The sequence below is a fragment of the Tateyamaria sp. LSS28 genome, from assembly GCF_059611725.1.
This window is the reverse complement of record NZ_JCAPFI010000006.1, coordinates 124,824-136,580: the sequence shown is the minus strand read 5'-3', so window position 1 is coordinate 136,580 and position 11,757 is coordinate 124,824. Positions and strand designations below refer to the sequence as shown.

Genomic DNA, 11,757 nt, shown 5'->3' with positions numbered 1-11,757 from the left:
CGCCATGCAGTGCTCAGAACGGCATACGCTCCAATTCAAACCCACGATCTGACAGTTGCTGCAGCAAGCCGGAGTCGCCGGACAAATGCGCGGCACCCACAGCGATGACGATATTGGCTTCAGTGCGTGCATCGATCCGGTCCATCCACGCCAGATTCCGTTGGACCAGCAACTCCTCCATCATGTCGTCAAACAGCACGTCAAACTCGCCATCAGGAAGATCGACCTGACCCCGCGAAAACACACGTGAGAATGCAAGAAGCTCGCCATGCTTCTCATCGAAGTAGCTTTCGACAGTTGTCGCGGTCGAATCCACGATGAACTGCTCCATCTGAGCAATCATCGGCAGAAACCGCACCTGTTCTTCAATCGGCTCCGATCCAAGCAGCGCGATCAAATCCTGATGGGTCTCCAATTCGACGATGGGTACGTCCGCCGCAGTGGCCCGGGCCATGACCATCTTGTCCAGCCCAACCTTACCGGCATGCAGATCAGCCATGGCGCAGGGCGCTATTCCCAATGTCAGTGACAGGAACCATGGCTGGTATTTTGCAGCCATGAAGGGCGGCACGCCGCGGGCCTGCGCCGCCTCGGACAACACGGTCCAGGTTTCAGGCGAAACAAGGTCAATCAGGCTTGGGCCATTTGACAGGAACGCGATGGACGGATCGGTCGCGATGGCATTCAGCAACGCCGCTTCTTCCTTGGCGGTGATCTCGACCATCAACAGGTCGGCTGTTTCAACCACCGGCTCCAACCGGTCCACAATGGCCTCCATACGCGCATCGAAGATATGCATCGTGCCGACAAGGTTGATCACTTGGTTGTCCCGGACCGCGCGCCAATGGTTTCCCTCGGAAAATGGCAGGTTGGTCGAAATCGAAGCAATCTCATTCTGCGCGGCATCATCAAGTGTGGGGCGCAGATCAGTTCCGGTGCACGCGGCATGTGCCGCCAAGGGCGCCATAAATGATAAAGCCAACAAAAGCTGTCGAACCATCCTGCATTTCCTTTTTTTGTCCGCCCGCACCGAACGCTAAGTCAGCTCCGCCCCATTGCCAAGGATCTGTCAAAAAACCTTTGCAAAATTATGGCGGCGACACTGGTTGACTCATGGTTGGGGCTTCCCTAGATACGCAACGTTATCACTCGAACATGCTGAGTGCTAACGGTCCCCGATCCGGGGGCCAAGGGAGTAACTTTGAGCCTCAAGGAGCTGCAAAGATGGCATTGAAACCGCTTCATGACCGCGTGCTTGTACGCCGCACGGAAAGCGAAGAGAAAACCGCTGGTGGGCTGATCATCCCCGACAGCGCCAAGGAAAAGCCCAGCGAAGGCGAAATCGTGTCTGCAGGCCCCGGCGCCCGCAAAGACAGCGGTGAGCTGATCGAAATGGGTGTGAAAGCCGGCGACAAGGTGCTGTTCGGCAAATGGTCCGGCACCGAGGTCACCATCGACGGCGAAGAGCTGCTGATGATGAAAGAATCCGACATCATGGGGATCATCGAGTAAGCGCGTCCGCGTTTCTCTGATCTTCATTCCCTAATTCTCAAAGGAGAAAATACATGGCAAAGGACGTCAAGTTCGACACAGATGCCCGCGGGCGCATGCTGGCCGGCGTGAACATTCTGGCTGACGCCGTCAAAGTGACACTGGGCCCCAAAGGCCGCAACGTGGTGCTGGACAAATCCTTCGGCGCACCCCGCATCACCAAGGACGGTGTATCGGTCGCCAAGGAAATCGAACTGGAAGACAAGTTCGAAAACATGGGCGCGCAAATGGTCAAAGAAGTGGCCCAGCGCACCAATGACGAAGCGGGTGACGGTACAACAACCGCAACCGTGCTGGCCCAGGCCATCGTCAAAGAAGGCATGAAATCGGTTGCCGCTGGCATGAACCCGATGGACCTCAAGCGCGGCATCGACATGGCGACCACCAAAGTGGTTGAAGCCATCAAGGCAGCCTCGCGTGAAGTGAACGACAGTGCCGAAGTGGCACAGGTCGGCACCATCTCCGCCAACGGCGAAGCCGAGATCGGCCAGCAGATCGCAGACGCGATGCAGAAGGTCGGCAACGAGGGCGTCATCACCGTTGAAGAGAACAAGGGTCTGGAAACAGAAACCGACGTTGTCGAAGGTATGCAATTCGACCGTGGCTACCTGTCGCCTTACTTCGTGACCAATGCGGACAAGATGACCGCCGAGCTCGAAGACTGCATGATCCTGCTGCACGAAAAGAAACTGTCGTCGCTGCAGCCCATGGTTCCGCTGCTCGAGTCGGTGATCCAGTCGCAGAAGCCTCTGCTGATCATCGCCGAAGACGTTGAAGGCGAAGCGCTGGCGACCCTCGTGGTCAACAAACTGCGCGGCGGCCTGAAGATCGCAGCTGTCAAAGCACCTGGTTTCGGCGACCGCCGCAAAGCCATGCTGCAAGACATCGCGATCCTGACCGGCGGCCAGGTGATCTCCGAAGATCTCGGCATGAAGCTCGAGAACGTGACAATGGACATGCTGGGCACCGCCAAGCGTCTTCAGATCACCAAGGACGAGACCACAGTCATCGACGGCAATGGCGAGAAAGCCGAGATCGAGGCACGCGTTGCCCAGATCCGCGGCCAGATCGAAGAAACCACGTCGGACTACGACCGTGAGAAGCTGCAAGAGCGCGTTGCCAAACTGGCAGGCGGTGTTGCTGTCATCCGCGTCGGCGGCATGACAGAAGTTGAAGTGAAAGAGCGCAAAGACCGTGTCGATGACGCCCTGAACGCAACCCGCGCTGCTGTGCAAGAAGGTGTTGTTGTGGGCGGCGGTGTTGCCCTGGTTCAGGCGGCCAAGTCGCTTGACGGCCTGACCGGTGTGAACAACGACCAGAACGTCGGTATCTCGATCGTGCGTAAGGCTATCGAGTCGCCTCTGCGTCAGATCGCTGAAAACGCCGGTGTCGACGGCGCCGTTGTGGCTGGCAAGATCCGCGAAAGCGACGACGTGACCTTTGGCTTCAACGCTCAGACCGAAGAATATGGCGACATGTTCAACTTCGGCGTGATCGACCCGGCCAAAGTGGTGCGTACAGCCCTGCAAGACGCAGCTTCGGTTGCTTCGCTGCTGATCACCACCGAAGCGATGGTGGCTGACAAGCCCGCCAAAGAAGGTGCCGGCGCACCTGCAATGCCCGACATGGGCGGCATGGGCGGCATGATGTAATCAGGGTTTCTGCTCCGCAGAAGCTTGTACCGCTGAAATTGAGAGAGGCCGTCCAACAGGGCGGCCTCTTTTTTTCTGTATTGTTGGCTCAGCGTTCAATGCGGACAATCAACTGCATGATTGGCAGAGGTTGCGCTCACTCCTCACCGTCCGGCTCAGATATGGGGTCCAGCACAAGGACAAGGCGGGTTTCACCGGTGCCCTCGATCGGGGGCGAGCGATGCAACAAACCGGACGACGGCTGCTCTGGCCAAAGTGTTCCGCGCAGCAGGATCGGAGCGCCCGTTGGGACAGTAAACACGCGTCCCGGCGCGTTCCCACGGGGCGACACGCCGTACTGTGTTCCGGTGCCACGATAGGTGCAGACCAGTCGAGCAGTCACGGCGTCGATGTGGAACTTGCGGCAGGCGTTGGTCGTCACCACATCCAGACGCAGCCGCAGTAAAGCGGCAGACATCAGGTCCGCAAACGTGTCGGCGAGCAAGCTGATATCTGCCTGCAGCCAGTCCCGTTCGGGTCCAGACGGCAAACCGGACATGTCGAACAGATGCCCGACCGTCTCAGCGACTGCGCTGGTCGGCAGCATGACACGACCGCGCGGCAGAACGTCCGGGTCAAGTGCGTTTAGCCAGCCTTGAACATTCGGTGGGATTTGCCGACGCCATATCGCGGCCGCGCACCCCGGTTTCAAAAACGTATCGAGCGATGCTGGATGATCCGCGATCCCAACGCCTATGGCGGCATCCTTCACCACGTCTCGCACGAAATTCATGCCGCATCCTCCACCCGTTTCCAGATCGGGAACGGATCGGGATAGTCCGGCAAGTCATCAGGCCTCTTGGCAGCAACAGCCGGGACAAGGCACGTGTCCAATCGCGCCTTCAGGGTCGGCCAATCGATACCTGCGCCAATGAAAACGATCTCTTGGCGGCGGTCGCCCCATGGTTCCTGCCAATGCGCCTCCATATACGCGCGGGCGCTGTCATGCGTCGGGCGTCGCTTCTCTGGAACCGAGGCCCACCAAGTGCCCAAGGGTTGGACGCTGGACAGCGCTCCGGCCAGAGAAAACTCAGCCACCCAATCGGGGCGCGTGGATATCCAGAAATGCCCCTTGGCCCGGATCACGCCCGGCAGATCGCTGTTCAACACCTCCAGAATACGTTCAGGGACAAAAGGAAACCGCGCCCGATAGACATAAGAGGCCACACCATACTCTTCCGTCTCCGGCACGTGGTCGGCAAATCCATACAGCTCCTTGGCCCACATGGGATGTTCGTGCGCCTTCTCGAAGTCGAAGCGACCGGTATCGAGAATTTTCTGTGCGTCGACCACAGAACGGTTGGTTTCGATGATTTCGGCATCTGCATTGAGGCTGCGAATAATCTTGCGGGCGGCATCGACCTTTTCTGAACCGGCGTCAGCGACCTTGTTCAGAATGACCACGTCGGCAAACTCGATCTGGTCGGTCAGAAGATGTACGAGCGTGCGTTCATCCTCCTCTCCCATGGTCTCGCCACGGTCGCGCAGGAAGTCATGCGATGCAAAATCGTTCAACAGGTTCACCGCATCGACGACCGTCACCATTGTATCAAGCCGCGCAACATCCGAAAGGCTGTCGCCAGCCTCATCCCTGAAGTCAAAGGTCGCCGCTACGGGCAATGGTTCGGAAATGCCAGTGGATTCGATCAACAGGTAGTCGAAACGCCCTTCGGCAGCCAAGCGGCGCACTTCGTCCAAGAGATCGTCGCGCAAAGTGCAGCAGATGCAGCCATTCGACATCTCGACCAGCGTTTCGTCCGTCCGGCTCAGTTCCGTGTCCGCGCGCACGAGGTCTGCATCGATATTCACCTCGGACATGTCATTCACGATCACCGCGACCCGGCGACCGTCGCGATTGTTAAGGACACGGTTCAGCAGCGTGGTCTTTCCCGCGCCAAGAAAACCTGAGAGCACCGTGACCGGAAGACGGGTATCTGACATGCATCACTCCTTTGCTTGATATACAAGTTACGTAACTTATTGGGTTGCGAATTTAATGCAACAGTAAGAGTTACGTTTTGCACCGACAAAGAAACACATGAATGGGCGAAGCAATCGCCCGCTGATTGCACCTCGGATTCAAGAGTGGAGGCATCGCTCCGGCAAGATGTGCAAGCGAACCTGTTTCGCTTTGACCACATGGGCGGGGGGATCACTTGGTCCTTGAACGTTCATACTTCGGACTTGTGCAAAAGGGCAAAGTAACCGGGCAGGACACCGGCAAAAACCCCGTGACCCTTTTCTGTCAGGCTCAGTTGCTTTTGGCGTTGGTCGGCAGGTTGCATGGTTGCGGGGGCAAGTAACCCCTTGTCCATCAGGCTTCCAATCGCCTTGCTCAGCACCGGCTTTGACACGTCCAGCCGTTTGGCAATTTCAGCCGCCGACAGGCTGTCGCGATCAGGTTCCCGCACGATCATCATCAACGACAGAAACTGCGTTTGTGAAAGGGTGTGGGTGCGCAGGAACGCCTCAATGTCGCGCAGCAGGATACTTGCTTGGCGCAGACGCTCCAGCACGGTCAGCACGTGTACTGCGTCAACGTTGGGGACGTCCGCCGTCACGCCTGCAATCATTTCAGTGCTGGGCAGCTCTTTCAGAAAGAACATCAGGCGTGCCGCCGCATCCGCACGATCTCAACCGGTTCTGCCAGCCAGTCCTCATAGGCGGCAAAGACACGTTTTATATAGTCCATGTCATAATGCGCATCGAGCGCTGCGTCGTCCGCCCAATGCTCCACAAGATAGAGTGCGCCTGTGTCCTCCATTCCCACATTCAACTCAAACCGGTGGCACCCTGGCTCGGCGCGGGTGGCCGACAGAATACCCTCGATTGCCGCTAGGGCGTCTGATTTATGCTCGGGTTTCGGACGAATGGTGGCGAACACGCTGAGCTCGGTCATGGCAGATTCTCCAAATGGTTAGCATGATAACTATATGGAGCTATGCTGAGCAGACACAAGAGCTGCTGGCGGGTCGGCCCGGACATGCATCTGCCGGTGCTCAGGCTCCAATCGCGGCGCGTCCTATTGCACCTGTTCCCACCTTGCGCCACGGTCCGACACATGCAGCGTGTAATGATCATCGGGCAGCCCGGATCCGGCAAATCGACCCTGGCGCGGCATCTGGGGGACAAGACGTTTCTCCCCGTCATCCACATTGACCACATCCACTGGAAACCCGGATGGGTCGAGCGTGACAGGGCTGAAAAGACGCGGATGACACTCGATGTCATTGAGCAGCCCAAATGGATATTCGAAGGCGGGCATAGCGCGACATGGCCCGAGCGGCTCGCGCGGGCCGATACGCTGATCTGGCTCGACCTGCCTGTCGGGCTGCGCCTGCGCCGCGTGATATGGCGATCCCTGCGGTACTTCGGTCAAAGCCGACCGGACTTGCCCAAAGGATGCCCGGAACAGCTGGATTGGGACTTCCTGTCCTTCATTTGGCGGACGCGGAACAGCGCCCGCGAAAGGGCACGTGCCCTCTATGAAAACGCGCCTCGGGAAAAGACCACGTACCACTTCACGTCCCGCACCCAGGTCCACAACTTTCTGTCAGACCTTGAAACGGCACTTGCCATCGGCAACCTCGGCATTCCACACCGCTGATACCATGCGCCTGATCCTTTTGACCTGCCTCACCATGATTGCCTTTGCCGCCAATTCGGTCCTGAACCGTATGGCGGTCGACAGCGATGCCATCGACCCGTCCAGCTTTGCGATGATCCGCGTGGTGGCGGGGGCGGTTGCTCTTTGCATGATCCTGACGGTGCGCGGCGGTGGCCTTCCACTGTTGCAGCGCGGACGGCTTGTCGGCGCCACAAGCCTCGCTGCATACATGATCGGCTTCTCGCTAGCCTACGTGACGCTGGACGCGGGCCTTGGTGCCTTGATCTTGTTCGGTACGGTGCAGGTTAGCATGTTCGGCTGGTCGGCCATGCGCGGCGCGCGGCCGACGGCGCGACAGGTTGCGGGGGCAGGCATTGCCTTTGCCGGGCTGTTGATTGCCCTCTGGCCGACGGACGGCGCGGGCGGAGATATCGCCGGTGCCCTCTTGATGGTCATCGCCGGGCTTGGCTGGGCCGCGTACACCCTTGCGGGCAAAGGGGCGCAGGACCCGCTGTCCGCCACTGCGGCCAACTTTGTTGTCGCCACACCACTGCTGGCGGTCTTGCTGCTTGGAACGGGCTTGCACGCCGCGCCATCTGGCATTGCGCTTGCCATCCTGTCGGGGGCCGTCACGTCCGGCCTGGGCTATGCGCTGTGGTATTCGGTGCTGCCACAACTTCAGGGTCAGACAGCGGCGGTGGTGCAGCTGAGCGTGCCCATCATCGCTATCGCAGGCGGTGCCTTGCTTTTAGGCGAAGCCCTGTCGCTCACGCTTGCGCTTTCCGCAGCCCTGGTCATTGGCGGCATCGCTACAGCGACTACCGCATCAAAGGCTCAATCGGGTCGTAGCTGACACCAGCACCGCCAAAGGCAACAGCCCCAAGGCTGTCGGGCTTGTGTGGCACCTGCGCCAGCTCTTCTGCCGTCAGCCAGCGCCGCTCTGTCACAACGGCTTCGGCATCGTGCCAAACCTCCGGGCGCAGCGTCCCGGGAACAATGGTGCAGCGAAAGAACACCTCGACCTGATGAAACTGGCTGGGCGGATCATGGTATTCATTGACCAGACACGGCGCGCCAACTTCGACCGTCAGCCCGGTTTCTTCATGGACCTCACGCGCCAGGTTGTCCGGCAGGCTGCTGCCAACCTCGACCCCGCCTCCGGGGGCACACATCAAGGCGCTCTTGGCCGTATGCCATGCGTTGACCATCAACAAGCGGTCATCCTCAACGATAACGGCGCGCACGGCAATGCGGGGGGATTTGGGGCGCATGGGCAAAACCTTTCCAAGGGCGACGACGCGTAATCATTCCATAAGCGGGCGCATGGGGCTATCTCAAGGGTATGAGATGGATTGCTGCCCTTGTTCTGGCCCTCTTGGCGACCGGTGCCCGCGCTGACTGCGTGGTGCTGTTGCATGGCCTCGCGCGGACCGAGGCATCGCTTCTGGTGCTACAACAGGCGCTGCTCACGGATGGCTACCGCGTTGTACGCCCGGGCTATCCGTCCACCAACGAAACGGTTGAGACGCTGGCACGTGACGTTGTGCCCCGTGCCCTCGAAAGCTGCGGTGCCGAAACGGTGCATTTCGTTACGCACTCCATGGGGGGCATTCTTGTGCGCTATTGGTTTGCCAACCATGGCGTGCCCGCCAATCTGGGCCGTGTGGTGATGCTGGCCCCGCCCAACCGTGGCAGCGAAGTGGTGGATGAACTTGGTGACCTTGAGGCTTTCGGCTGGTTCAACGGCCCCGCAGGCCGGCAACTTGGCACGGGTGATGACAGCCTGCCGCGCAGCTTGCCCGCCGTCACATACCCGGTGGGCATCATCGCTGGGGAACAATCCCTCAATCCCTATTTCTCGTCGCTCCTGCCGGGGCGGGATGATGGCAAGGTGTCGGTGCTGGCCACCCCGGTGGCGGGTATGGCCGATCACATCGTGCTGCCTGTCACCCACACCTTCATGATGAATAACCCGAATGTCATCGCGCAGGTGCTGACCTTTCTTGACAATGGCGCCTTTGACCGCGAACTGCGCTGGATTGATGCCGTGCTGGAACAGTTGGGATGTCCGGACGGGGGTTGCCTGCAAGGAAGCGATGATGCTGAAAATTGATCTGGTTGGCGGTGCGGTTCTGCAGCCTTCCGGACTGGAAACTGCCCGCCTGTCGATGGCTAATGGCGTTGTGGTCGATGCGCCTACGGGCCGGTCCGTTGACCTGAGTGGTTATCGCATCCTGCCCGGTATCGTCGACGTGCATGGCGACGGGTTCGAACGGCACATGGCCCCGCGCCGGGGCGCGATGAAACAGATGAACGAAGGGATCGTGGCCGCCGAGGCCGAGATTGCGGCCAACGGTATCACCACCGCCGTCATGGCCCAGTTCATCAGCTGGGAAGGCGGGCTGCGCAGCCTCGACTTTGCCGATCAGGTGTTCAACGCGATGATCGCCACACGTGGCGACGTTGTAACAGACTTGCGCCCGCAACTGCGCTTCGAAACCCATATGCTCGATCTGTACGCGGAGCTGCCGCAACGCATTGCTGACTGGCAGGTGGGCTATGTCGTATTCAACGACCATCTGCCCCATGATCGACTGGCCGAGGGGCGCAAACCGCCACGGCTTACCGGGCAGGCGCTCAAGGCCGGGCGGAACCCGGATGTTCACTTCCAGATGCTTTTGGACTTGCATGCGCGCGGGGACGAGGTGCCCGAGGCGCTTGATGCGCTGTGCACGCAGCTTCGACAACAAGGCGTGCAAATCGGCAGTCACGACGACAGTACCGGCGATCAGCGCACCACGTGGCGCGCCCGTGGGGCCACGGTCGCCGAGTTCCCCGAAACAGCGGAGGCGGCAGAGGCCGCACATACCGCAGGCGACCTCGTCGTTCTAGGGTCGCCCAACGTCGTGCGGGGCGGATCGCACAAGGGCAATGCCTCCGCGCTGGACCTGATCACCATGGGGTTCTGCGACGCGATCGCGTCGGACTACCACTACCCATCGCAGCGCCGTGCCGCACTGATGCTGGCCAAAACTGGGTTAATGGATTTGGCCGGAGCCTGGGCGCTTGTGTCATCCGGCCCGGCAAAAGTGCTGGGACTCACGGATCGCGGCACGCTTTCACCGGGCAAACGGGCGGATCTGGTGATCCTGGATGAAACGGACCGGGTGGCCGCCACACTCTCGGGCGGGCGGGTCAGCTACATGTCCGGCGACATCGCGCAACGCTTCGTGGCAGCGGCCTAGCCGACCACGCGGTTTACGTGGCCCATCTTGCGGCCCGGACGGGCTTCGGCCTTGCCATAAAGGTGCACGGCGGTGCCCGCCTCGGCAGCCAATGCCGGAACCCGGTCGACATCATCACCGATCAGGTTTTCCATCACAACATCCGAATGACGCTGACCATTACCCAGCGGCCAGCCTGCAATGGCGCGGATATGCTGCTCGAACTGGTCCACAACGCACCCATTCTGGGTCCAGTGCCCGGAATTGTGCACACGCGGCGCGATCTCGTTCACGATCAGGCCCTGTGGCGTGACGAACAGCTCAACACCCAGAACCCCCACATAATCCAGAGCGTTCAGGATGTTGGCTGCCAGCAGGACCGCGTCCGTGCGCTGGCTGGCATTCAGGCGGGCAGGGACTGTGGTGGTGTGCAGGATACCATCCTTGTGCACGTTTTCACCGGGATCAAAGCAGGCAACAGCCCCATCCAGCCCACGGGCCGCGATGACGGACACCTCGTGGCTGAAATCGACAAAGCCTTCCAGGATCGCGGGCGCGCCCTTCATCTCGGCAAGCGCTGCCTCAGCCCCCGCCGCATCCATGATGCGGGCCTGTCCCTTGCCATCATAGCCAAAGCGACGGGTCTTCAGGATGGCCGGTGTGCCAATATCAGCAAGCGCTGCGGTAAGGGCATCTACGTCGGGCACGTCCGCAAAAGGCGCAGTCTTCAACCCCAGACCGGTCAGGAAGTCCTTTTCGACCAAACGATCCTGGCTCACCCGCAGCGCTTCGCGGCCCGGGCGGATCGGCACGTGATCTTCAAGGGCATCCAGCGTCAGCGTAGGGATGTTCTCGAACTCGTAGGTGACAGCGTCAACGGTGGTGGCGAAGGCATAAAGGGCGTCGTTGTCCTCGTAAGGGGCTGTGGTCACCATATGGGCGACATCACCCGCTGGGGGTTGGGCGGACGGATCAAAGACATGAGTGCGAACGCCCAAACGGCTTGCAGCAACGGACAGCATACGGCCCAACTGGCCGCCGCCCAGAATTCCAATGGTCGAACCCGGCGCCAGTGGCTCAGTCATCGCTCGGCACCTCGGGGATCGAGGCGGACAAGGCGTCGCGCCACGCCTCCAGCCGCTCGGCCAAGGCCGGGTCCGACACGGCCAGAATGCCAGCCGCCATCAATCCTGCATTGGCCGCACCTGCTGCACCAATCGCCATGGTTGCCACGGGGAATCCGCGCGGCATCTGCAGGATGGAATAGAGGCTATCGACCCCGCTCAGCGCCTTGGTCTGGACCGGCACACCAATCACAGGCACGCGGGTCTTTGACGCCATCATGCCCGGCAAATGGGCCGCACCGCCGGCACCCGCAATGATCACCTTCAATCCCCGGTCCACAGCCGTCTTGCCGTAATCCCACAGCCGATCCGGCGTGCGATGGGCGGACACGATGCGCACCTCGTAAGGCACCTCAAGCGCGTCCAGCATCTCGGCAGCCTCGCGCATGGTGGGCCAGTCCGACTGGCTGCCCATGATTATGCCAACGGGGGGAGGGGTGTCTGTCATCTCAAATCGCCCTGCGGTCAGAAAGCGCGCACTATAGCCAGATCGCGGCGCGGGGCAATGGCGGCACAGCGGGTTTCATTTGACACGATGCTGCGCTGCGGCAAGGCTGGCA

General features: G+C 60.4%; 14 protein-coding genes. 6 read left to right on the top strand and 8 right to left on the bottom strand.

Translation table 11 applies throughout. The features are described 5' to 3' along the window. Positions 1-13 precede the first annotated feature (13 nt). Positions 14-1,000 (bottom strand): TraB/GumN family protein, encoded by a 987-nt coding sequence (locus tag AC53L6_RS18505; protein ID WP_496908906.1) that lies wholly within the window; start codon positions 998-1,000, stop codon positions 14-16. Between the two features lie 224 nt (positions 1,001-1,224). On the opposite strand from AC53L6_RS18505, the gene AC53L6_RS18500 reads away from it, so the two are divergent. Continuing rightward, positions 1,225-1,512: a co-chaperone GroES gene (locus AC53L6_RS18500; protein WP_147109029.1), complete on the top strand. Its 288-nt coding sequence runs from the start codon at positions 1,225-1,227 to the stop codon at positions 1,510-1,512. A 53-nt stretch (positions 1,513-1,565) separates the two neighbouring features. Further along, positions 1,566-3,203: a chaperonin GroEL gene (gene groL / locus AC53L6_RS18495; RefSeq protein ID WP_299210266.1), complete on the top strand. Its 1,638-nt coding sequence runs from the start codon at positions 1,566-1,568 to the stop codon at positions 3,201-3,203. A 136-nt stretch (positions 3,204-3,339) separates the two neighbouring features. On the opposite strand, the gene AC53L6_RS18490 is transcribed toward groL, so the two are convergent. The 4 genes from AC53L6_RS18490 to AC53L6_RS18475 form a co-directional block, all read right to left on the bottom strand. Next, positions 3,340-3,975: a DUF1826 domain-containing protein gene (locus AC53L6_RS18490; protein ID WP_496908905.1), complete on the bottom strand. Its 636-nt coding sequence runs from the start codon at positions 3,973-3,975 to the stop codon at positions 3,340-3,342. After that, complete coding sequence (locus AC53L6_RS18485) at positions 3,972-5,183, bottom strand: GTP-binding protein (protein WP_496908904.1); 1,212 nt, start codon at positions 5,181-5,183, stop codon at positions 3,972-3,974. Before AC53L6_RS18485 ends, AC53L6_RS18490 begins: the two co-directional genes overlap by 4 nt. 230 nt (positions 5,184-5,413) lie before the next feature. Then, the gene (locus tag AC53L6_RS18480) at positions 5,414-5,848 is read right to left on the bottom strand and encodes a MarR family transcriptional regulator (protein WP_496908903.1); all 435 of its coding nucleotides are present in this window, start codon (positions 5,846-5,848) and stop codon (positions 5,414-5,416) included. Beyond that, on the bottom strand, positions 5,848-6,141 hold the full coding sequence (locus AC53L6_RS18475; protein ID WP_496908902.1) for a putative quinol monooxygenase: 294 nt from the start codon (positions 6,139-6,141) through the stop codon (positions 5,848-5,850). Before AC53L6_RS18475 ends, AC53L6_RS18480 begins: the two co-directional genes overlap by 1 nt. A 162-nt stretch (positions 6,142-6,303) precedes the next feature. On the opposite strand from AC53L6_RS18475, the gene AC53L6_RS18470 reads away from it, so the two are divergent. Both AC53L6_RS18470 and AC53L6_RS18465 read left to right on the top strand, forming a co-directional pair. Then, positions 6,304-6,849 (top strand): P-loop NTPase family protein, encoded by a 546-nt coding sequence (locus AC53L6_RS18470; RefSeq protein WP_496908901.1) that lies wholly within the window; start codon positions 6,304-6,306, stop codon positions 6,847-6,849. A 4-nt stretch (positions 6,850-6,853) separates the two neighbouring features. Then, the gene (locus AC53L6_RS18465; protein ID WP_496908900.1) at positions 6,854-7,702 is read left to right on the top strand and encodes a DMT family transporter; all 849 of its coding nucleotides are present in this window, start codon (positions 6,854-6,856) and stop codon (positions 7,700-7,702) included. On the opposite strand, the gene AC53L6_RS18460 is transcribed toward AC53L6_RS18465, so the two are convergent. Further along, entirely contained in the window at positions 7,668-8,120 is a 453-nt protein-coding gene (locus tag AC53L6_RS18460) for an NUDIX domain-containing protein (RefSeq protein ID WP_496908899.1), read from the bottom strand. The genes AC53L6_RS18465 and AC53L6_RS18460 overlap by 35 nt on opposite strands. Positions 8,121-8,191: 71 nt before the next feature. Between AC53L6_RS18460 and AC53L6_RS18455 the strand changes: the two genes are divergently transcribed. Together AC53L6_RS18455 and AC53L6_RS18450 are read left to right on the top strand one after the other, a co-directional pair. After that, on the top strand, positions 8,192-8,962 hold the full coding sequence (locus tag AC53L6_RS18455) for an alpha/beta hydrolase (RefSeq protein WP_299772869.1): 771 nt from the start codon (positions 8,192-8,194) through the stop codon (positions 8,960-8,962). Then, positions 8,946-10,094: an alpha-D-ribose 1-methylphosphonate 5-triphosphate diphosphatase gene (locus AC53L6_RS18450; protein ID WP_496908898.1), complete on the top strand. Its 1,149-nt coding sequence runs from the start codon at positions 8,946-8,948 to the stop codon at positions 10,092-10,094. Before AC53L6_RS18455 ends, AC53L6_RS18450 begins: the two co-directional genes overlap by 17 nt. Here the strand turns inward: AC53L6_RS18450 and AC53L6_RS18445 are convergent. Next, the gene (locus AC53L6_RS18445) at positions 10,091-11,158 is read right to left on the bottom strand and encodes a 5-(carboxyamino)imidazole ribonucleotide synthase (RefSeq protein WP_496908897.1); all 1,068 of its coding nucleotides are present in this window, start codon (positions 11,156-11,158) and stop codon (positions 10,091-10,093) included. The two genes, AC53L6_RS18450 and AC53L6_RS18445, sit on opposite strands and share 4 nt — an antisense overlap. Beyond that, positions 11,151-11,645, bottom strand: a complete 495-nt coding sequence (gene purE / locus AC53L6_RS18440) for a 5-(carboxyamino)imidazole ribonucleotide mutase (RefSeq protein WP_299772875.1) — start codon at positions 11,643-11,645, stop codon at positions 11,151-11,153. Before purE ends, AC53L6_RS18445 begins: the two co-directional genes overlap by 8 nt. Between the last annotated feature and the right edge of the window lie 112 nt (positions 11,646-11,757).

What these genes read in the sequence shown, in the direction of transcription:
- AC53L6_RS18505 (WP_496908906.1), bottom strand. Translation starts at nt 1,000, where the DNA reads ATGGTTCGACAGCTTTTGTTGGCTTTATCATTTATGGCGCCCTTGGCG.
- AC53L6_RS18500 (WP_147109029.1), top strand. Translation starts at nt 1,225, where the DNA reads ATGGCATTGAAACCGCTTCATGACCGCGTGCTTGTACGCCGCACGGAA.
- groL (WP_299210266.1), top strand. Translation starts at nt 1,566, where the DNA reads ATGGCAAAGGACGTCAAGTTCGACACAGATGCCCGCGGGCGCATGCTG.
- AC53L6_RS18490 (WP_496908905.1), bottom strand. Translation starts at nt 3,975, where the DNA reads ATGAATTTCGTGCGAGACGTGGTGAAGGATGCCGCCATAGGCGTTGGG.
- AC53L6_RS18485 (WP_496908904.1), bottom strand. Translation starts at nt 5,183, where the DNA reads ATGTCAGATACCCGTCTTCCGGTCACGGTGCTCTCAGGTTTTCTTGGC.
- AC53L6_RS18480 (WP_496908903.1), bottom strand. Translation starts at nt 5,848, where the DNA reads ATGTTCTTTCTGAAAGAGCTGCCCAGCACTGAAATGATTGCAGGCGTG.
- AC53L6_RS18475 (WP_496908902.1), bottom strand. Translation starts at nt 6,141, where the DNA reads ATGACCGAGCTCAGCGTGTTCGCCACCATTCGTCCGAAACCCGAGCAT.
- AC53L6_RS18470 (WP_496908901.1), top strand. Translation starts at nt 6,304, where the DNA reads ATGCAGCGTGTAATGATCATCGGGCAGCCCGGATCCGGCAAATCGACC.
- AC53L6_RS18465 (WP_496908900.1), top strand. Translation starts at nt 6,854, where the DNA reads ATGCGCCTGATCCTTTTGACCTGCCTCACCATGATTGCCTTTGCCGCC.
- AC53L6_RS18460 (WP_496908899.1), bottom strand. Translation starts at nt 8,120, where the DNA reads ATGCGCCCCAAATCCCCCCGCATTGCCGTGCGCGCCGTTATCGTTGAG.
- AC53L6_RS18455 (WP_299772869.1), top strand. Translation starts at nt 8,192, where the DNA reads ATGAGATGGATTGCTGCCCTTGTTCTGGCCCTCTTGGCGACCGGTGCC.
- AC53L6_RS18450 (WP_496908898.1), top strand. Translation starts at nt 8,946, where the DNA reads ATGATGCTGAAAATTGATCTGGTTGGCGGTGCGGTTCTGCAGCCTTCC.
- AC53L6_RS18445 (WP_496908897.1), bottom strand. Translation starts at nt 11,158, where the DNA reads ATGACTGAGCCACTGGCGCCGGGTTCGACCATTGGAATTCTGGGCGGC.
- purE (WP_299772875.1), bottom strand. Translation starts at nt 11,645, where the DNA reads ATGACAGACACCCCTCCCCCCGTTGGCATAATCATGGGCAGCCAGTCG.